The following is a 19,609-nucleotide window of genomic DNA, read 5'->3' on the forward strand; positions in this document are numbered from 1 at the left end:
GTTTACTTTTATTTCCAGAAAAGTGTCACAAGTTAAAGATAGTTTTGTCTTTAACATAGAAACGTTTTATTGGAAGCTAATCAACCACATATAACCAACCTTATAGAACGCTGCAAAAAGTCGGATAAAAACGCGCAATTAGAAATTTACAAAGCTTATTACAAGGCAATGTACAATGTTTCTTTTCGTATTTTAAAAGATGAATTTGAAGCAGAAGATATAATGCAAGAAGCCTTTTTAACGGTCTTCACAAAAATGCATACCTATAAAGGAGAAGTTACATTTGGGGCGTGGTTAAAGAGAATTGTAATCAATAAAAGTTTAACTCAGTTAAAGAAAAATTCTAGATATAAAGAGGTGAAAATGGAAGTAATTCCTAATGATGATGTTGTGCAGGAGGAAGTAATGGAATACTCTGGTTTAAAAGTAAACACCGTTTTAAATTGTTTGCAAGGTTTAAAAGAAAATTACAGATTGGTATTAAATTTGCATTTAATTGAAGGTTATGATTATGAAGAAATTGCACAAATATTAAATTATACCAACGAAAATGTAAGAACAACAGTTTCGAGAGCAAAGAAAAAATTAAAGCAAGTTTTACTTGCAGAGAATATACAAACACAAGCATATGGAAGATAAATTACATCAATTTTTTTCTGAAAATAATTTTGATTTACAAGAACCACATTCTGGACATTTAGAACGGTTTGAACGTAAATTAAATCGACCAAACAAGAAAGCAAAAACTTCTTGGAAATGGTTAAGTGTTGCTGCTTCTGTGGTTTTAGTTTTAGGTTTTTGGTTAGGAAGCAACCATCAGAAAAAACAAATGGATTTAGCAGATGTTTCTCCTAAAATGGAGGAAGTTCAAAATTATTTTGTTTCTACCATTAACCAAGAAATAAAAACTTTAGAACTAAATAGAAGTTTAGACACCGAATCTATAATAGAAAGTGCCTTAGAAGAATTGGAAGAATTGGAAGATAATTACAAGCTTTTTGTACAAGAACTTACTAAAAACGGAAAACATAGACGCATTATAGCTGCAATGATTAAAAATTATCAAAGACGTTTAGACATTCTAGAACGTACTTTAAAACAAATCGATAAAATTAAAAATTCTAATAATTTTAATAATGAAATCTATATATAAAATTACATTTTTATTGCTCTTACTTCCACTCATTTCTTTTGCAAATGATAACGATAAGAAGCACGAAAAATCGAAAACAATTACAAAAAAATATACCGTAAATTCTAATGCATTAGTAGCCTTAGATAACAAATATGGTGATTTAAACATAACTACTTGGGATAAAAATCGAGTTGAAATTGAAGTGAAAATTACAGTAAAAGGAGATGATTTAGAGGATGTAGAACAAAAATTAAATTCTATAAATATAGAATTTAATGCTAGTAATTCTAAAGTAAGTGCACAAACAGTTTTTGGCGAAAAGAAAAGCAATTGGTCTTGGTGGAAAAGAAGCAAAAATGTAAACTACAAGATTAATTACATTGTAAAAATGCCCAAAACAAACAGTGTAGATTTAGACAACGATTATGGTAGTATTTACTTAGGAAATATTTCTGGATCTGCAGCAATTAATTGCGATTATGGTAAAATAGTTGTGGGCGAATTAACTTCTAATAAAAATGATATTAATTTAGACTACTGCTCTACTTCTACTATTTCTTATATGAAAAACGGAGATGTAAATATCGATTATTCTAAGTTATCTATTGATAATTCTCAAAACATTAGAGCAAATGCAGATTATTCAACATTAAAGTTTGACAAAGCTGGAACTGTCGATTTTAATGCTGATTATGGTTCTATAACCATAAACGAAGCTGATAATATTAATGGAAATTCCGATTATGTAAGTTTGCGTTTTGGAACTGTTAGAAAAAATTTAACAATAGATACAGAATATGGTTCGCTTACAGTAAAAAATTTGGCAAAAAATTTCGAAAAAGTAGATGTTTCTGGACAATATACAGGTATTAAAATTTATGTAGAACCAAAAATTTCTTTCAATTTTGAAATTGATTTACAATATGGAAGTTTCAAAAGAAATAACGATAACATAGAACTTTTTAAAAGCAACTCTAAATCCACAAAAAAATATTACGAAGGGAAATATGGAAAAGGAAATCCAAGTGGAAATTTAAAAATAAATTCTCAGTATGGAAGTGTTAGAATTGAAGAAAACTAAATAAAACAACTACCTAATTTTATAAATCATGAACAATAAAATAATTTTTACCTGTCTAATTTTTGCCATTTCATTTTCTATGAATGCCCAAAATTGGTGGGGAAATAATAAGAAAATAAAAGGAAATGGAAAAGTGGTAACTGTAAATAGAACCACAACCGATTTCGATGGAGTATCTGCTGGCGGTTCTTTTGATGTACAACTAATAAAAGGTAAAGAAGGAAACATTAAAATTGAAGGAGAAGAAAACATAATACCTTATATAGAAACAGAAGTGAAAGGAAATACTTTAAAAGTAAGCTATAAGAACAACACCAATATTAGAACCACAAAAAGGCTAACTGTAACCATTTTTTATAATGATATTGAAAGTGTTGGTTTGGGTGGTTCTGGAAATATTTCTTGTAAAGAAAAAATTGAAGCTAAGAATTTTAATGTAAGCTTAGGAGGTTCTGGAAAAATAGATTTACATATTAATGCCCGAGAAATTAGAGCTTCTATTGGTGGTTCTGGAGATATCGATTTAAAAGGAAATACTACAGAATTTACTTGTTCAATTGCAGGTTCTGGAAGCATAAGAGCTTTCGAATTAAAAACTGATGAAGTAAAAGCAACTGTAGCAGGTTCTGGAAGCATTAAAACAACTGTAAAATCTAAAATTAATGCAAAAATCGTAGGTTCTGGAAGTCTTTATTATAAAGGAAACCCAAGCCATATAGACACAAAGTCTGTGGGTTCTGGAAGTGTAATTGATAGGAATTAGATTTTAGACTTTTAGGCAAATTTAAAAAGCGTAAAAATGATTTTCATTCTTACGCTTTTTTATTTCTTTATTCTTGTCTCTTAAATCAAAAAAACTAGTAATTTCTATATTCCTTCGTAATCTCAAAAACATGATCTAAAATTCGTTGATCTTTATCATCGAAATCTAAATTTTTACGTTTCATTACTGCAGATGCAACTTCCGATACTTTTTTCATTTGAAATGTTGTAAAACCTGCAGCTCCTCCCCAACTAAAAGAAGGTATAAAATTTCTTGGAAATCCGCTTCCAAAAAGATTTGTACTTACACCAACAACAGTTCCAGTATTAAACATGGTATTAATACCACATTTGGAGTGATCTCCCATCATTAAACCACAAAATTGCAAACCTGTTTTTGCAAAACCTCCAGTTTCATATTTCCATAAACGAACTTCTGCATAATTATTTTTAAGATTCGAATTGTTTGTATCTGCACCTAAATTACACCATTCTCCTAAAACGGAATTCCCTAGATAACCATCATGTCCTTTACTTGTAAAACCAAATAAAACAGAATTATTTATTTCCCCTCCAACTTTACAAAAAGGGCCAAGTGTAGTATCTCCGTAAATTTTGGTTCCCATTTTTACAACAGCATTTTCGCTCATAGAAAATGGACCTCTAATGGAAGAATTTTCCATAATTAAAGCATCTTTACCAATATAAATGGGGCCTTTAGATGCATTTAAAGAAGAAAAAATAATCTCTGCTCCTTCTTCAATAAAAATATTTTCTTTATTTATTACTTGAACTCCTTCTGGAATTGGTTGTGAGGTTCTATCTTTTGTAATTAAATCGAAATCTTCTTGAATCGCTTTTCCGTTTAAAGAAAAAATATCCCAATTTTCTTTAATTTGAATTAAATCCTCTTCGAATTCAATTTGAGTATATTCATCAAAATTTACTTCCTCTTGAGAATCGGAAGTAAAAAATGCAATTACATCTTCACCTTTAAAAATGGCTTCGTTTTTAGATAAATTCTTAACTTTTTCTATTAGAGAATTTGTTGGGCAAAAAGAAGCATTAATTAAAATATTTTCTTCCATTTCTACCATTGGAAATTTCTCTTCCAAATATTCTTCAGTAATTGTTGTAGTAGTTAAACCTAAGTGCTTTTCCCATTTTTCTCTAATGGTTAAAATTCCAATTCTAATTTCTGCAACAGGTCTTGTGTAGGTAAAAGGTAAAAGCGAATTTCTAACATCGCCATCAAATAAAATATAATTCATTATAGAATTTTTTTTGCAAATATATAAGAATGCTTGTAATTAGTGAAGAAAAATTTATGCTATATCAATTTAACAATATCGACTAAATACATCTGTGAACATATAAACAACATTTACAAAAAGACGAAATACATATTAAAACACTCTCCAAATATTAAAACCTAAAAAGATTTCTCCCTTGGACCATTCTCCAGTAGAATTCGCTAAATATCCTGCCTCATTCATTAATCTAGAATTAGAAAGATGTAGTTGAAAAACGTGTCCCCCAGTTTCAATATCAACCCCTAAAGAAAGTGGGTTTCTAAAATTCGAATTTTCGGCTCTATTAAAATGAGCATGATACTCTAAGTTAATTGTTATTCGCTTACTAACTTTATATCTCGAACCAAAACCAAGTAAAAATTGCGAATTATTTTGTGTGTCTTCTTCTACAAAGTTCTGATGTAAATAAATAGGCGCAATTTGAAGTGAGAGATTATTATTAATTTTTCTAGAAATTAACAATTCCATTGCATATGAGAAACGATCTTTATTTTCTATTAAAGGATAATTAACTTCTTTTAAACCTGTGTTATATTCTATAGAGTTAAAGCCTACAATATTAAAAGGAAATCCATCTTTCTCTTGTTGAAAAAGCCTATATTTTATATGACCATCATACGTTTTATTAAAGGAGCTCCTAGAAATTCCAGCAGTTAACCATTCAGAAAATCCATATATAAAACTAAAACGAATATTAGAATTATCTAACCCAAACAAATCATCTATACCCGATTTTATAGAACCAAATCTATGAGAAATCATAAAATAAAAATCCTCTTTTGCAGCCAACTTTGTAGACTCCATATTTATAATTTTTATTCCTTTAAAAACAGAAGATACTTTTGTATCGTCAATTAAATCGTTATCTAATTCTTCTAATAAATCTTCTTGAGCAAAAGTTATAAAACTAAAGAAAAATAATGCTATTATGGAAAAGTTGATGTTTTTCATGTGGAAATTTACTAAAAAAAGTCAACCATCTAAAAATGATTGACTTTTGTTTGAATATAAAATAAAATTAATTTTTGATAAATTGTTTTGACCCAACTTTATTATCGGAAGTTATTTTAAGCGTATAAATTCCTTTATTTAAATTAGTTACATCTACATTTTTATCCTTAGAAGTAATTTTTTTCGATAAAATCATTCGCCCAACAACATCAAAAAACTCTACTTTTCCATTAAAATTTTCAGCTGGTAATTGAATATTTAACATTGTCGAAGAAGGATTAGGAAACATTTCAAAATTTAAACGTTTCGCTTCAGGTATTCCTAAAACATTTATAGTATTTGTAGAAGTTAAAACAGTTTGGTCCGAGCTATCAAAAGCACTTCCATTACCATTTGCTGCATTTACTGCTGCATAAAATTTTATTTGTCCTTCGTCAGTCGCAGGAGAATTCCAAGTAAAAGTCCAAGATTTATTATTTGGGCTGTTATGAGTTATCGATGTATTTCCTGCATTTATAGTTCTTGTAGTACTTCCAGGAGTAAAAGTTCCTATTTTAGAATTATTGCTTTCCTTTTCTGCTGTTAATTGAAAACCATGTGCTGGCGCAGAAGAATTTGCAGTTACAGTTATTGTATATGCTGTATTAGTATCGTAACCAGTTGCAGGAATATTAGTAGAAATAGCTGCAGAAGCACCAAAATTACCTCCATTATGGCAAGAGATACAAGAACCTCCATCACCAGGAGAACCTGTAGAAGTTGCATTTACTTTTCCTCCAGCATTAGACATTAAAACTAAAGCTATAAAAGGGATTGACAGTAAAAAGATTTTAAAAATGTAGTTTTTTTTCATATTTTCTATTATTTAGTTAGTAATTGTTGTTTGATCTATTTTAGGGTTTTCCAATAATTCATCATATCCAATACTTCTTCCTTTTACAGTAATTTTTTTTCCAATAAAAATGGCCTTAATAACCAAACTATCTGTGTAAAAAATTACTTTATCGTCCATCATAAAATTATCGGATTCTATCTCTGTTACTGTACCAGTTAACTCAATAGTTTTATCTAAAAATTTTTTAGTCGCAATTTTTGGGCTTTCCTTATAATTTTTATAAAAATTTTCTACATTTAATTTATAGTGTGCATTTTCATTAGAAATGTTCCTATGATTTTTATACATGTAATTATAGCCAAAAAAAACGACTACAAGTAAAACTAATAATGCTATTGATAAATATTTATGTTTCATTTACTTAGCAATTTAATGTTTTTTTAACAATAAAATTGGTACTATTTATTTTTTATTACCTTAACAAATTAAATAATAATTTTTTATGAAACTAATTTACACACTTTTTATAATTCTTTTAGCCTTTTCTAATTGCTCAAATTCCAGTACAGAAGACCTAATAGAACCAGAAAAACCAACGGATACAAGTATAACATACAATAAAGATGTTAAAAAAATTATAGACCAAAGTTGTGCTACTAGTGGCTGCCATAATACTAGTGGAAATTCTGGTGGATTAATTTTAGAAAATTTTAATCAAGTAAAAACTGCTGTACTAAATCGAGGTTTAATTAATAGAATGGAAAGCTCTTCTGCTCCAATGCCAGCATCTGGAAACCTTCCACAAACAACTATAAATATTATTAAAAATTGGCAACAACAAGGTTTTATAGAATAAATTATGCAAAAAAATATTTTAATTTTAATCGTTTTTTTTATATCATTTTCTTTTTTTTCGCAGGATAAATATTATACAAAATCTGGAGAAATAACTTTTGAATCTTCTGTGCCTTCTTTTGAAGAAGTTAAAGCTGAAAATACTAAAGTAACTGCCATTTTAAAAAATAATGGAGAAATTGCAGTATTGGCATTAACTAAAGGTTTTCGTTTTAAAATATCTCTTATGGAAGAGCATTTTAACGAAAATTATATAGAATCAGATAAATTTCCTAAAGCAAAGTTTACAGGGGAAATTATAAATTTTGATGCTAATTCCATCAATATCGATAATAATTATCAAATTAAAGGTAATATAACTTTACATGGAATTGAGCATGAAGTTATAATTAAAGCAAACATAAAAAAGAGTGCAAACGTTATAACATTAGTATCCAATTTTAAATTAAAACCAGAAGATTTTAATATTAAAATTCCGAACATTGTTAGAAAAAAAATTGCACAAGAGGTAGATGTTTATCTTAATTTTCAGCTCTTAAAAAAATAAATACTCTTTTATTTTAAATAAAATCTACTTAAAAATACTAAATTATAATTGTATTTTTGAGTATGAAAAAAATTATAGGAATTTTACTAACTGTTGTAATTTTAATTACGTTATTATATTACGCCTTTATTTATAACATTACTTTTAGTGAAGGTGTTCGTTCTGGCGAATTAATTAAAATAAGCAAAAAAGGTATTATAGTAAAAACTTGGGAAGGAGAAATTAGTCAAGGTATTTCAGGAGCACAAATTTTTGCTTTTTCAGTAGAAGACAAAAACGAAAATGTAGTCGAAAACTTAAAAAAATATCAAGGACGATATGTAAAACTAACCTATATAGAAAGATATGCCACATTTTTCTGGTTAGGTGACACCAAGTATTTTATTACAAAAGTAGAAGAAGATCAATCTCCACATTTTAGAAGAAATTAAACGATGAAAAAGAAATTTAAACATATTAAAGAATCTCAATTAACCATTACTGAGTTAATGTTACCTTCTCATTCTAATTTTAGTGGAAAAATTCATGGTGGACATATTTTAAACCTAATGGATCAAATTGCGTTTGCATGTGCTTCGAAACATTCCGAAAATTATTGTGTAACTGCTTCTGTAAACAAGGTAGATTTTCTAAATCCGATTGAAGTTGGTGAATTAGTAACCTTAAAAGCCTCCATAAATTATACTGGAAGAACTTCTATGGTTGTAGGTTTACGAGTAGAATCGGAAAATATTAGGACTGGCGAAAAGAAACATTGTAACTCTTCTTATTTTACAATGGTTGCCAAAGATGAAGCTGGAAAAAGCGCACCAATCCCTGGAATTATTTTAACTACTAAAGATGAAATAAGACGTTTTGCAAGATCTATTACAAGACAAAATGAAGGTAGACACAGAACATCTCGTTTTAGTAGTAAAATTTTTAAAACGGACGCTTATATTCATTTATTAGAGGAAAGTAATTCTAAAATTGAGTTGAAATAATTATTTTTAAAAATTAGCTATTACTTTCAAATATAAGTATATGTTACTTTTTAAATCATTCTTATAATTTTAATTATAGACACTAAAAAAACATAATACATTCAAAGCAAACATATTGGCTTAAATAAATCTTGTATAATAATTTCAAATATTTTATTTTTAACAAAAAATTAATATTTGTTATGAAATTAATATTTGCAACAATCTTTCTTACGCTTTGTATTGCACATAAAACCAATTCTCAAATAGTTATTATCGAAGCTACATTACAATCTCCTTGTGCTTCACTGAAAATAAAAAATCCTTATATTGAGGAATTGAATATTTTTCCAAATCCTACAAATGGAAAAATCTCTATAAAAGGTATAAATAAGTCACTAACTTCTCAAGTAAAAATTTATGATGTTAAAGGTTCTTTAGTATTCACTAAAAAAATTAGCTACAACAATATTTTAGATGTAAGTAGACTTAATAATGGTTTTTATTTTTTGAAGTATGAAAACTCAGAAAAAAAAGTTACAAAAAAATTAATCATCCAAAAGTAAAAATAGACTTATGAAAAAAAGAAATCTTTTACTTAATTTAGTTTTACTAATAAGTTGCTTTAATATATTGTCACAGGATGTTATAACTTGTACAAATGACACAATAAAACTTAAAACAAAGAATTACAAATACGGCATTATAGAGTGGGAACAATCTATAGATGGAAAAAATTGGCAAAAAATAAAAGGTGAATTTGACACAACTTTTATTTTTAAACCTATAAAGACATCCTATTACAGAGCAGTAAATAAACTGCCAAATTGCGCCCCAATATACTCTTCAAAAACTTTGGTTCAAAGACCTCCTGTTGCAAATGCTGGTAGTGATAGAGCTATTAATGATAATTTTTTATTCTTATCTGGAAATACAGAAGCCAACAGTAAGGGGAATTGGACTGTATTAGATGGAACAAATGGAACTTTTGACGATAAAACAAATGCCGAAACAAAATTTACAGGAGAAAGTGGGAATTATAAACTATTATGGAAGTTAGAAAACTCTTGCGGTTTTAGTACAGATACAGTTTCAGTAGAAATTTTAGAAAACACCTACTATGATAAAATCGTTATTGTAGATGAAACCGATAAAATTTTATCTTCCCAAAATGAAATTGAAAATGGAAATTATACAATAGAATTTAATGACCCTGTTCCAGAAATAGATACAGAAACAATTTTAATTGGAACTACCGGTAATGGCTATTTAAGAAAAGTATCTTCAGTAACAAAAACAGATAATACTTTTACAATGACAACGACTTTGGGGAAATTAGAAGATATTTTAATTAAAGGTGGTTTTGATTTAAGTAAAATATTAAGCTTAGATGCTATTACTAAAAAATCTAAAACAAGTTTTAAACAACTAAGAACACTTCCTACTCGAAAAGATATTCTATCAAAAAAAGAATTAAAATCTGGAATTCATTATTTTTTAATTGATGAGGAAGTTAAAAGTTTAAATAATAATGTCAGGAAGAAAGCCTCAAAAGAAACTGATAAAAAAACTGTTTTAGATTTTACATTAGGTGGAGATTTGGTAGACAAAGATGGTATAAAAATAAATCTGAAAGGCAATTTAAATTTTACTCCAAATTTACGAACTGAATTTAATGAAGATATTTTCAGACCAGATTTCTCACTTCTTTTAGAAAACTCTAAACTAAAAAATACATTTACTTTTAGTTTAACTGGAGACTATGAATCTAATACGCTAAATAATTTTAATTTATTTAGTTATACAAAAGTAGTTTATATATTGGTTAGTGGTGTTCCATTACTGATAACAACTGATATCGATTTTGAAGGAAAAATTACAGCCAACACAAAAGCGAACTTATCATTTGTACACAAATTCACGAATACAATAACTACTAACGCAAGTATATCTTATAAATCTGGTAAATGGGACAAAGAATTTAACAGCTCTACAGTTAATTCTTTAGATAATAATTTAGATATATCAGGAAATTTTATACAGAGTTTAGAAATTGGACCAAAAATTGGGTTTAAAGTTTATGATGTTGTAGGCCCTTATGTAGAGCTTAAACTAACTGAAACATTTAAAATTTGTGCTAAAAGCAATAATTTAGAGCCTATTAATTGGAATGGGAACTTTGATTTAGGAACTAAAGTTACTGCAGGTATAGAAGCTAGGGGTTTTGGTAGAAAACTATTTGATTTTAGTGAAACTTGGGAAAATAGTGGTCTTTATAGTTTAAAATTTCCATATAAATTAAATTATATCCAAGGCAGTAACCAACAATACATTAAAGGTACTACTTTAGTCCATTCTCCAGAGGTTAGAATAACGGATAATAAAGGAAATCCAATTCAATTTGTTTCAGTAAAGTTTGAAACAGATCCAAACAGCTCTGATACTGTTTCTAATGAATATGTTTTAACTGATGCTGATGGTTACGCGATAACAGATTGGACTCCAACTGTAGATAATAGTTCTCAACTTAAAGTTTCTGTGGTGGATTGTAATGATCAAAACATATCAAACTCTCCATTAATATTTAACGCAACAGAAGTAAAAGCTATTGATTGTTCTGAAACTACACTTTCTGCAAGTTACAAAATTGAGGATAATATATTAATACCTTATGCACATAGAGGTAAATCACCTTATACATATTCTATAGATAATGTAAGTTTTTCTAATGAAAAACCAGAAATAGCTTTAGTAGATGGACGAACTTATACTATTTATGTTAAAGACAATAATGGATGTGTAGCTTCTAAAAGTTATATAAGTATTCCTTTTTCTTGTGATGATTCTGATTTAGATCTGGAAATAAGCACTTATGGTAAAAATATTGATGTAAAAGCAACTGGGGGAAAACCTCCATATGAATACTCCACTGTTGCATTACCTGGAACTGGTTTTAAAGCTCTTGGAAACTCTAATTCTAATAATTTTACTTCAGCTACTACCTTTTATAATTTGCCATTAGGTAAACATCAAATTACAATAAAAGACGCAAATGGTTGCGAAAAAAGTAGCACAATAAATTTAGAAACAACAAACACAGAATTATCAGCATATTTTGAGTATGAAAATGACAATGGTTTAGTAACATTTAAAAATTTATCTAATAATGCTGAATCTTATGAATGGGATTTTGGGAATGGTACTACTTCAAATGAACAAAATCCAATAATTTATTTTGAAAATTTAGGTAATTATGAAGTTTCTTTGACAATTATTGATAAAGAAAATAAAGTAGCAAATTTAAAAAGAACGATTGATATTCAGAAAAGTAATTCTCAAAAAATATTTAAAGGAAATTTAGTGCTTAGTACCCAATTTGATATAGATAATTTCAATTATAACGTAATTAAAGGTAATCTTGAAATTAATTTATTAAAAAACACAAATATTACAAACTTAAAAGGGTTGAAAAGCTTAAAAGCCGTTGAAGGCTTCTTAGGTATTGGAAATAGAAATAGTACTGGTTTTTCTCAGGAAAATACAACTTTAAAATCTTTAGATGGGTTAGAAAACTTAATATCAATTAATGAAGGGTTATGGTTAGGTTACTCTCAATTTGCTTTTCCAAACTCCGTACTAACATCTATTAGCGCTTTAAAAAACCTAAAAACTGTTGGAGGTATATATTTATTTGGAAATAGTTCCTTAAAATCTATTGAAGTATTTAAAAATATTTCCTTTTTAAAGTCAGATTTAATAATATCGAATAATTCAAATCTTATCTCCTTAAACGGTTTAAATAATATAAAAAAAATAGTTGGTCGCTTAGAAATTTCGAATAACCCTAATGTCAACTCTTTAGAACAACTAAAAAATCTGAATAATATTGGTAGTAGTTTATGGGTTATTGGAAATGGTAATATTAATTCTATTGAAGTTTTTAAAAATTTAAGTACAATAAATGGTGATTTATATTTTTCAGATATTAATATTAAAAATCTTATAGGGCTCGAAAATATTAAATCTATTAAAGGTAAACTAATATTAACGAATAATAATTTATTAGAAAACATCGAAGATCTTAGAAACATAGTGACAATTGGTGATTTTATAACAATTTCTAATAATAATTCTTTAACTTCCTTTAAAGGTCTTAACATAGAAAAAGTAGAAGGAAACCTATCAATTGAAGATAATTTACTTTTAACTTCCTTATCAGGTTTAGAAAACATAAAAGACATAAAAAAAGATATTATAATAAATAGTAATACTAATCTAAAAACCTTAAAAGGTTTAAGCTCATTATCAAATATTGGTGGCAAACTCTATATTGGAAGAGATTCGAGAGATAATAAAACTGGTAATCCAAAATTGACAAATTTTTGTGAAATATCTAATCTAATAAGAGATGGTATAATATCTATAGATGAATATTTTATAAAAAATAATCTTTATAACCCAACATATCAACAAATACAAAATAATTCTTCTGATGGTTGTAAAGGATAATTCAAAATTATTGTTATGAAAAAATTATTACTCCTATTTATATTAATTCACACTTTGAGTTATTCACAAAATAAAAAAATTGAAAATTTAAGTTGTGCTACAGAATGGACTTCTGAAAACGAGATTTATTTTAAAAATGTAAAAAAAGTAAGAAAAAAACAAACCTTCAAACTTACTTCTAATGCAAATATCCCAATAAAAGTTCATATTGTTAGAAACTCAGATGGAAGTGGTGGTATTAGTGAAACAGGTTTTAACACTATTTTAAGCGAATTAAACGCGGCTTATCTGCCAATGAAAATGTCTTTTTATTTGTGTGAAGATATTAATTACATAGATAACAGCGAATATTACACATTTGATAAAAGCGAAGAAAATGATTTAGCAAATTCTACTGAAGTAATTCAAGTAATTAATATTTACTTTGTAAATTCAATAGCGAAAAATGGAGATTCTGTTGGTGGTTATGCATATATACCTTACTCCTACTTACCTTATAAATCTTCATTAAATAGAATATTCATAGCCAATACAAATTCTAGTACTTTAATTCATGAAATTGGTCATTTCTTCTCTTTACCTCATACACATGGTACTAGCAATTCTACACTAACAAATGAATTGGTTGATGGTTCTAACTGTTCATCTGAAGGTGATAAGTTCTGTGATACTCCAGCAGATCCAAATTTACTTAATAAAGTAAACAGCGAATGTAAATATAATGAAACTACAATAGATGCAAATGGAGATTTATACAAGCCATTAACTAATAATTATATGTCTTACAGTAGAAGTTCTTGCAAAAATTCATTTACACCAGAACAGCAATCTGCAATCGTTGAAACACTTTTAAATGAAAGAAGTTATTTAGCTTATAACAATAATTTTTCAGTACAATTTAATGCTGAAAAATGTGATGAAGAAAATAATCTTGAACCACAAAATAATACACGCCCTTTTCCATTTTACAATTCTGATATAAATAATATTAAAACTTGGGACTGTCTATCATCTTCTAATGATATTGACTGGATTGCAGAAATAAAAGTAAATAATATTAACTATGCAATAAAGGTAGAAAGTGCAAATAATTCTGTTGGTAGATATTTTATAGATATTGAAACCTCTAATAATGTTATAACTATAGAAACAAGACCTGGTGTAATGTTAACTGACACAAAACTTTTTTTATACGACGGAACTAAAACTAAAATTTTAGCTGAAGATGATAATAGTGGTTTATATAATTTTTCTAAAATAGTTTATGACACATCGAATTCTTTAAATTTGATGGAAAATTACTTTTCAGAAACGGTTATTTATCCAAATCCAGCAAAAAATAGACTTTACATTAAGAAACTTCCAAAAAGTTCATTTTATCACATTGAAATTATAAATATTTTAGGAAAGAAAAAAAGTTTAAAATTTAAAGAAGAAAATATCAAAATTAATTTAAACAACTATTCTAAAGGTTTTTACACACTAAAAATAAAGACTGAAATTGGAATAATTACAAGAAAAATAATTATTCAATAATAGTTAAATAACTATTGTAGCCACAAGTATATCAAACAAAAAAGCATCCAATTTCTAAACTGAGAATTGGATGCTTTTTAAATATAAATTAAACCTTACTTATTTATTCAAGTACATTTTTCGTCTTGCATATAAATCGTAAAATTCATCGTCTTTTAAACTATCTATAAATAAGATACTTTCTCCAGTAGATTTCATTTCTGGTCCAAGTTTCTTATTTACATTCGGAAACTTATTAAAAGAAAAAACAGGTTGCTTAATTGCATAACCATCTAATTGCGGATTGAAAGTAAAATCTGTTACTTTATTATGACCCAACATTACTTTTGTTGCATAATTTACATACGGTTCTTTGTATGCTTTTGCGATAAAAGGAACTGTTCTTGATGCTCTTGGGTTTGCTTCAATAATATAAACAATATCATCTTTTATAGCAAACTGAACATTTATTAAACCAACAGTTTTTAATTCTCTTGCAATCGTATGTGTGTGATCTTTAATTTGTTGCATTACAAACTCACCTAAATTAAAGGCAGGTAAAGTTGCATTAGAATCACCTGAATGAATTCCACAAGGTTCTATATGCTCCATTATACCTATAATGTACACATTTCCATCAGCATCGCAAATTGCATCTGCCTCTGCTTCAATTGCACCATCTAAATAGTGATCTAACAATAATTTGTTGCCTGGCATTCTACCTAGTAAATCTACAACATGCTCTACTAATTCTTCTTTGTTGATAACGATTTTCATTCCCTGTCCTCCTAAAACGTACGAAGGTCTTACCAAAATTGGGAAATCTAATTCATCCGCTAATTTTAAAGCCTCGTCTGCAGTTTCTGCGATTCCGAATTCTGGATAAGGAATTTTATTATCTTTTAACATTGCTGAAAATCTTCCTCTATCTTCTGCTATATCCAAAGCTTCAAAAGAAGTACCGATAATTTTAATTCCGTATTTCGTTAACTTTTCTGCTAATTTTAAAGCAGTTTGCCCACCTAATTGTACAATAACTCCTTCTGGTTTTTCATGACGAATAATGTCGTAAATATGTTCCCAGAAAACTGGTTCGAAATATAATTTGTCTGCAGTATCGAAATCTGTAGAAACCGTTTCTGGATTACAGTTAATCATAATTGTTTCATAACCACATTCTGCAGCTGCTAAAACCCCATGCACACAACAATAATCGAACTCAATTCCTTGTCCGATTCTATTTGGCCCAGAACCTAAAACAATAATTTTCTTTTTATCTGTAACAATACTTTCGTTTGCAATGATTATATCTCCATCTGCTGTTTCAATTTCATTTTCAAACGTTGAATAATAATAAGGAGTCTTCGCTTTAAATTCAGCAGCACAAGTATCTACCAATTTAAAAACACGTTGTACTTTTAATTCTTCTCTTTTCGTATATACTTCACTTTCCAAACAGCTTAACATGTGTGCTATTTGTCTATCTCCATAACCTTTTTGCTTTGCTTCTAACAATAAATCTCTCTGAATTGTATCAATTGTATAAGTAGAAATTTCTTTCTGTAATTGAAATAATTCTTCATATTGTTTTAAATACCACATGTCAATTTTTGTGATATCATAAATTTGAGTCAATGGAATTCCTATTGCAATTGCATCGTAAATTGCAAAAACACGATCCCAACTTGCGTTGGTTAATTTCTCTATAATTTGGTTATAATCTGTGTAGCCTTTTCCATCTGCACCTAAACCATTTCTTTTAATTTCTAAAGACTGTGTTGCTTTGTGCAATGCTTCTTGGAACGAACGCCCTATTCCCATTACTTCTCCAACTGCTTTCATTTGTAAACCTAAAGTTCTGTCTGAACCTTCGAATTTATCAAAATTCCAACGTGGTATTTTTACAATTACATAATCTAATGTTGGCTCAAATAAAGCAGATGTAGATTTTGTAATTCCGTTTTCTAATTCATCTAAAGAATAACCAATGGCTAATTTTGTTGCTACTTTTGCAATAGGGTAACCTGTTGCTTTTGAAGCCAATGCAGATGAACGAGAAACTCTTGGATTAATTTCAATTGCAATAATATCTTCTTTTTCGTCTGGCGAAACTGCAAATTGAACGTTACAACCACCTTCGAAATCTCCAATAGAACGCATCATTTTTATTGCCATGTCACGCATTCTTTGATACGTTTTGTCAGACAATGTCATTGCAGGTGCTACTGTTATAGAATCTCCAGTATGAATTCCCATAGGATCCATATTTTCGATAGAACAGATAATTACTACGTTATCGTTTTTGTCACGTAATAATTCTAATTCATATTCTTTCCAGCCCATCATGGCTTTGTCAATCATCACCTCATGAATTGGAGATGCTTCTAAACCACGACTTAATAATTCATCAAAATCTTTTGGATCATAAACTATAGAAGCTCCTGCTCCACCTAAAGTATAAGAAGAACGAATTACTAATGGAAAACCAAATTCTTGGGCAATTTCTTTTCCTTTTAAAAATGAAGTTGCTGTTGCTTGAGGTGCCATTGGCACATCAATCTTTAACATTAACTCTCTAAACTGCTCTCTATCTTCTGTAATATTAATAGCATCTATATCTACACCTATTAATTTAACATCAAAATCTTTCCAAATTCCTTTATCATCTGCTTCAATACAAAGATTTAATGCAGTTTGCCCACCCATTGTTGGTAAAACAGCATCAATTTGCGGATGTTCTTTTAAAATTTGAATGATTGATTTTGTGGTAAGAGGCAACAAATAGATATGATCTGCCATTGAAGGGTCTGTCATAATTGTTGCAGGATTAGAATTTATTAGAATTGTTTCTATTCCATCTTCTCTTAATGAACGTAAGGATTGTGAACCTGAATAATCGAATTCACAAGCTTGTCCAATGACAATTGGTCCAGATCCAATAATTAAAATTGATTTGAGGTCTTTTCTTTTTGGCATGTTAAGTTACTGTGTTTAATGAGTTTGTAAAAATAGTTAGCAGTTAGGTATAAAAAAAGGTGTTACTAAAAATAGTAACACCTTAATTATTAACAATTGTTAATCATTATATTATCTTTTATGTCTTGTTTCCGAAGACACAGAAATTTTCTTTCTTCCTTTTGCTCTTCTACGAGCTAAGACTTTTCTTCCATTAGCAGAAGCCATTCTTTCTCTGAAACCGTGTTTGTTTCTTCTCTTTCTTTTCGATGGCTGATAAGTTCTTTTCGGCATTATATGTATTTTTAAATGACTTCTTTAATATTTTTTTTGCTCAATGAATTTTACCTCATTTAAAGCGTGGGCAAATATACAACTGTTTTTATTTTTGACAAACACAATTTGAAAAAAAATTGAAATATTTTTTACTTGTACAAAACTACAATTTTTAGAAATGTTTTTACCTTTTTTATTTGACAGAATTTTTAGAGTTAGTACTTTTGCGCAAACCTAAGAATACCATGAGTAATACTAAATACGTTTTTGTAACAGGAGGCGTAACTTCATCACTTGGAAAAGGAATTATTGCAGCATCTTTAGCAAAACTATTGCAAGAAAGAGGCTTTTCTGTAACCATTCAAAAATTAGACCCGTACATTAATATAGATCCAGGAACACTAAATCCTTACGAACATGGCGAATGTTATGTAACTGACGATGGTGCAGAAACCGATTTAGACTTAGGTCATTACGAACGTTATTTAAACATCCCAACGTCTCAAGCAAACAATGTTACTACTGGTAGAATTTATCAATCTGTAATAAATAAAGAGCGAAAAGGAGAGTTTTTAGGAAAAACAGTACAAGTTATTCCTCATATTACGGATGAGATAAAACGTAGAATTCAGCTTTTAGGTGAAACTGGCGATTACGATATTGTAATTACAGAAATTGGTGGAACTGTAGGTGACATCGAATCTTTACCTTATGTAGAGTCTGTTAGACAACTTCTTTGGGAAAAAGGAGAAGAAAATGCGATTGTTATTCATTTAACTTTGGTGCCTTATTTAGCGGCTGCAGGTGAACTGAAAACGAAACCAACACAACATTCAGTAAAAATGTTGATGCAAAGTGGTGTGAGTCCAGATATATTAGTTTGTAGAACAGAACACGAAATCTCTGACGATATTAAACGTAAACTAGCATTATTCTGTAATGTAAAGAAAGAAGATGTTATACAATCTATAGATGCAGAAACAATTTACGATGTACCTAACTTAATGTTAGAGCAAGGTTTAGACACAGTTGTTTTAAATAAATTAAAACTTTCTTCGAAAGGTGAGCCAGAATTAAAGGTTTGGAATAACTTCTTAAGAAAACATAAAAACCCAAAACACGAAGTAGAAATTGCTTTAATTGGTAAATATGTAGAGTTGCACGATTCCTACAAATCAATTACAGAAGCATTTATTCATGCAGGTTCTTCTAACGAAACGAAAGTAAAAGTACGTTGGGTGCACTCAGAAAGTTTAACTCCTAAAAATGCCGAAAAGAAATTAAAAGGTGTAAACGGAATTTTAGTGGCTCCAGGATTTGGAGACAGAGGAATTGAAGGAAAAATTAGAGCTGTAAGATATGCTCGTGAAAACAATATTCCTTTCTTCGGAATTTGTTTAGGTATGCAAATGGCGGTTATAGAATATGCTAGAAATGTTCTTAATCTTGAAGGTGTTTCTTCTTCAGAAATGAATAAAAGTGCAAAACACCCTGTTATTAATTTAATGGAAAGTCAAGAAAATGTAACCGAAAAAGGTGGCACAATGCGTTTAGGTGCTTGGGATTGTGAATTAAAGCAGGGTTCTAAAGCATATGATGCATATAAATCAGAAAATATTAGTGAACGCCACAGACATAGATATGAGTTTAACAATGCTTATTTAGAGCAAATTGAAGCTGCTGGAATGAAAGCTGCAGGAATAAACCCGAAAACTGGTTTGGTAGAAGTAGTAGAGATTCCTACACACCCTTGGTTTGTTGGGGTGCAGTATCATCCTGAATATAAAAGTACGGTTTTAAAACCTCATCCTTTATTTGTAGATTTTATTAAAGCTTCTTTAAAGCAGTCGAAACTATAGTTTGTTAGATCGAGCACAGTCGAAACCTAAACTTTTCGACTGCGCTCGAAGAGA

General features: G+C 28.7%; 18 protein-coding genes. 12 read left to right on the forward strand and 6 right to left on the reverse strand.

Annotated elements, in window-relative coordinates; all coding sequences use genetic code 11:
* Nucleotides 1-69 precede the first annotated feature (69 nt).
* From H9I45_RS04780 to H9I45_RS04795, 4 genes are read left to right on the forward strand one after another with little or no spacing between them, the layout of a single operon-like run.
* Entirely contained in the window at nt 70-639 is a 570-nt protein-coding gene (locus tag H9I45_RS04780) for an RNA polymerase sigma factor (RefSeq protein ID WP_088352924.1), read from the forward strand.
* The gene (locus H9I45_RS04785; RefSeq protein WP_088352925.1) at nt 629-1,153 is read left to right on the forward strand and encodes a hypothetical protein; all 525 of its coding nucleotides are present in this window, start codon (nt 629-631) and stop codon (nt 1,151-1,153) included. Before H9I45_RS04780 ends, H9I45_RS04785 begins: the two co-directional genes overlap by 11 nt.
* A complete protein-coding gene (locus H9I45_RS04790) occupies nt 1,137-2,216 on the forward strand; it encodes a hypothetical protein (protein ID WP_088352926.1) in 1,080 nt (359 codons plus the stop codon). Before H9I45_RS04785 ends, H9I45_RS04790 begins: the two co-directional genes overlap by 17 nt.
* A 28-nt stretch (nt 2,217-2,244) precedes the next feature.
* Nucleotides 2,245-2,979 (forward strand): head GIN domain-containing protein, encoded by a 735-nt coding sequence (locus H9I45_RS04795; RefSeq protein ID WP_088352927.1) that lies wholly within the window; start codon nt 2,245-2,247, stop codon nt 2,977-2,979.
* Between the two features lie 94 nt (nt 2,980-3,073).
* On the opposite strand, the gene H9I45_RS04800 is transcribed toward H9I45_RS04795, so the two are convergent.
* The 4 genes from H9I45_RS04800 to H9I45_RS04815 form a co-directional block, all read right to left on the reverse strand.
* Entirely contained in the window at nt 3,074-4,249 is a 1,176-nt protein-coding gene (locus tag H9I45_RS04800) for a GlmU family protein (RefSeq protein ID WP_088352928.1), read from the reverse strand.
* A gap of 135 nt (nt 4,250-4,384) precedes the next feature.
* Nucleotides 4,385-5,242, reverse strand: coding sequence for a DUF5777 family beta-barrel protein (locus tag H9I45_RS04805; RefSeq protein ID WP_088352929.1), 858 nt, complete (start codon nt 5,240-5,242; stop codon nt 4,385-4,387).
* A gap of 67 nt (nt 5,243-5,309) precedes the next feature.
* A complete protein-coding gene (locus H9I45_RS04810; RefSeq protein ID WP_088352930.1) occupies nt 5,310-6,095 on the reverse strand; it encodes a choice-of-anchor V domain-containing protein in 786 nt (261 codons plus the stop codon).
* A 12-nt stretch (nt 6,096-6,107) separates the two neighbouring features.
* Entirely contained in the window at nt 6,108-6,494 is a 387-nt protein-coding gene (locus tag H9I45_RS04815; RefSeq protein ID WP_140422725.1) for an OB-fold protein, read from the reverse strand.
* Nucleotides 6,495-6,579: 85 nt separating this feature from the next.
* Between H9I45_RS04815 and H9I45_RS04820 the strand changes: the two genes are divergently transcribed.
* The 7 genes from H9I45_RS04820 to H9I45_RS04850 all read left to right on the forward strand — a co-directional run bounded on the left by H9I45_RS04820 (nt 6,580) and on the right by H9I45_RS04850 (nt 14,486).
* Nucleotides 6,580-6,933 carry a hypothetical protein gene (locus H9I45_RS04820; protein ID WP_088352932.1) on the forward strand — a complete coding sequence of 118 codons (354 nt, stop codon included), beginning with the start codon at nt 6,580-6,582 and terminating at the stop codon, nt 6,931-6,933.
* A gap of 3 nt (nt 6,934-6,936) precedes the next feature.
* A complete protein-coding gene (locus tag H9I45_RS04825; RefSeq protein ID WP_088352933.1) occupies nt 6,937-7,479 on the forward strand; it encodes a YceI family protein in 543 nt (180 codons plus the stop codon).
* A gap of 62 nt (nt 7,480-7,541) precedes the next feature.
* Complete coding sequence (locus H9I45_RS04830; protein ID WP_088352934.1) at nt 7,542-7,910, forward strand: DUF8785 domain-containing protein; 369 nt, start codon at nt 7,542-7,544, stop codon at nt 7,908-7,910.
* Nucleotides 7,911-7,913: 3 nt separating this feature from the next.
* Nucleotides 7,914-8,462, forward strand: coding sequence for an acyl-CoA thioesterase (locus H9I45_RS04835; RefSeq protein WP_088352935.1), 549 nt, complete (start codon nt 7,914-7,916; stop codon nt 8,460-8,462).
* A 182-nt stretch (nt 8,463-8,644) separates the two neighbouring features.
* The gene (locus tag H9I45_RS04840) at nt 8,645-9,007 is read left to right on the forward strand and encodes a T9SS type A sorting domain-containing protein (RefSeq protein WP_088352936.1); all 363 of its coding nucleotides are present in this window, start codon (nt 8,645-8,647) and stop codon (nt 9,005-9,007) included.
* Between the two features lie 10 nt (nt 9,008-9,017).
* Nucleotides 9,018-12,950 carry a PKD domain-containing protein gene (locus tag H9I45_RS04845; protein WP_140422726.1) on the forward strand — a complete coding sequence of 1,311 codons (3,933 nt, stop codon included), beginning with the start codon at nt 9,018-9,020 and terminating at the stop codon, nt 12,948-12,950.
* 15 nt (nt 12,951-12,965) lie between these two features.
* A complete protein-coding gene (locus tag H9I45_RS04850) occupies nt 12,966-14,486 on the forward strand; it encodes a T9SS type A sorting domain-containing protein (protein WP_088352938.1) in 1,521 nt (506 codons plus the stop codon).
* A 99-nt stretch (nt 14,487-14,585) separates the two neighbouring features.
* On the opposite strand, the gene carB is transcribed toward H9I45_RS04850, so the two are convergent.
* Together carB and rpmH are read right to left on the reverse strand one after the other, a co-directional pair.
* A complete protein-coding gene (gene carB / locus H9I45_RS04855; RefSeq protein ID WP_088352939.1) occupies nt 14,586-17,441 on the reverse strand; it encodes a carbamoyl-phosphate synthase large subunit in 2,856 nt (951 codons plus the stop codon).
* Nucleotides 17,442-17,552: 111 nt separating this feature from the next.
* Entirely contained in the window at nt 17,553-17,714 is a 162-nt protein-coding gene (gene rpmH / locus H9I45_RS04860) for a 50S ribosomal protein L34 (RefSeq protein WP_088352940.1), read from the reverse strand.
* A gap of 227 nt (nt 17,715-17,941) precedes the next feature.
* Between rpmH and pyrG the strand changes: the two genes are divergently transcribed.
* Nucleotides 17,942-19,555 carry a CTP synthase gene (pyrG, locus tag H9I45_RS04865; protein ID WP_088352941.1) on the forward strand — a complete coding sequence of 538 codons (1,614 nt, stop codon included), beginning with the start codon at nt 17,942-17,944 and terminating at the stop codon, nt 19,553-19,555.
* Nucleotides 19,556-19,609: the final 54 nt, after the last annotated feature.

Source organism: Polaribacter haliotis, from assembly GCF_014784055.1.
In the GTDB taxonomy this organism is placed as follows: Bacteria; Bacteroidota; Bacteroidia; order Flavobacteriales; family Flavobacteriaceae; genus Polaribacter; species Polaribacter haliotis.

Bases quoted from the DNA above. Each gene is read 5' to 3' on its own strand.
- H9I45_RS04785 (WP_088352925.1), top strand. From the start codon at position 629: ATGGAAGATAAATTACATCAATTTTTTTCTGAAAATAATTTTGATTTA.
- H9I45_RS04790 (WP_088352926.1), top strand. From the start codon at position 1,137: ATGAAATCTATATATAAAATTACATTTTTATTGCTCTTACTTCCACTC.
- H9I45_RS04795 (WP_088352927.1), top strand. From the start codon at position 2,245: ATGAACAATAAAATAATTTTTACCTGTCTAATTTTTGCCATTTCATTT.
- H9I45_RS04800 (WP_088352928.1), bottom strand. From the start codon at position 4,249: ATGAATTATATTTTATTTGATGGCGATGTTAGAAATTCGCTTTTACCT.
- H9I45_RS04805 (WP_088352929.1), bottom strand. From the start codon at position 5,242: ATGAAAAACATCAACTTTTCCATAATAGCATTATTTTTCTTTAGTTTT.
- H9I45_RS04810 (WP_088352930.1), bottom strand. From the start codon at position 6,095: ATGAAAAAAAACTACATTTTTAAAATCTTTTTACTGTCAATCCCTTTT.
- H9I45_RS04815 (WP_140422725.1), bottom strand. From the start codon at position 6,494: ATGAAACATAAATATTTATCAATAGCATTATTAGTTTTACTTGTAGTC.
- H9I45_RS04820 (WP_088352932.1), top strand. From the start codon at position 6,580: ATGAAACTAATTTACACACTTTTTATAATTCTTTTAGCCTTTTCTAAT.
- H9I45_RS04825 (WP_088352933.1), top strand. From the start codon at position 6,937: ATGCAAAAAAATATTTTAATTTTAATCGTTTTTTTTATATCATTTTCT.
- H9I45_RS04830 (WP_088352934.1), top strand. From the start codon at position 7,542: ATGAAAAAAATTATAGGAATTTTACTAACTGTTGTAATTTTAATTACG.
- H9I45_RS04835 (WP_088352935.1), top strand. From the start codon at position 7,914: ATGAAAAAGAAATTTAAACATATTAAAGAATCTCAATTAACCATTACT.
- H9I45_RS04840 (WP_088352936.1), top strand. From the start codon at position 8,645: ATGAAATTAATATTTGCAACAATCTTTCTTACGCTTTGTATTGCACAT.
- H9I45_RS04845 (WP_140422726.1), top strand. From the start codon at position 9,018: ATGAAAAAAAGAAATCTTTTACTTAATTTAGTTTTACTAATAAGTTGC.
- H9I45_RS04850 (WP_088352938.1), top strand. From the start codon at position 12,966: ATGAAAAAATTATTACTCCTATTTATATTAATTCACACTTTGAGTTAT.
- carB (WP_088352939.1), bottom strand. From the start codon at position 17,441: ATGCCAAAAAGAAAAGACCTCAAATCAATTTTAATTATTGGATCTGGA.
- rpmH (WP_088352940.1), bottom strand. From the start codon at position 17,714: ATGCCGAAAAGAACTTATCAGCCATCGAAAAGAAAGAGAAGAAACAAA.
- pyrG (WP_088352941.1), top strand. From the start codon at position 17,942: ATGAGTAATACTAAATACGTTTTTGTAACAGGAGGCGTAACTTCATCA.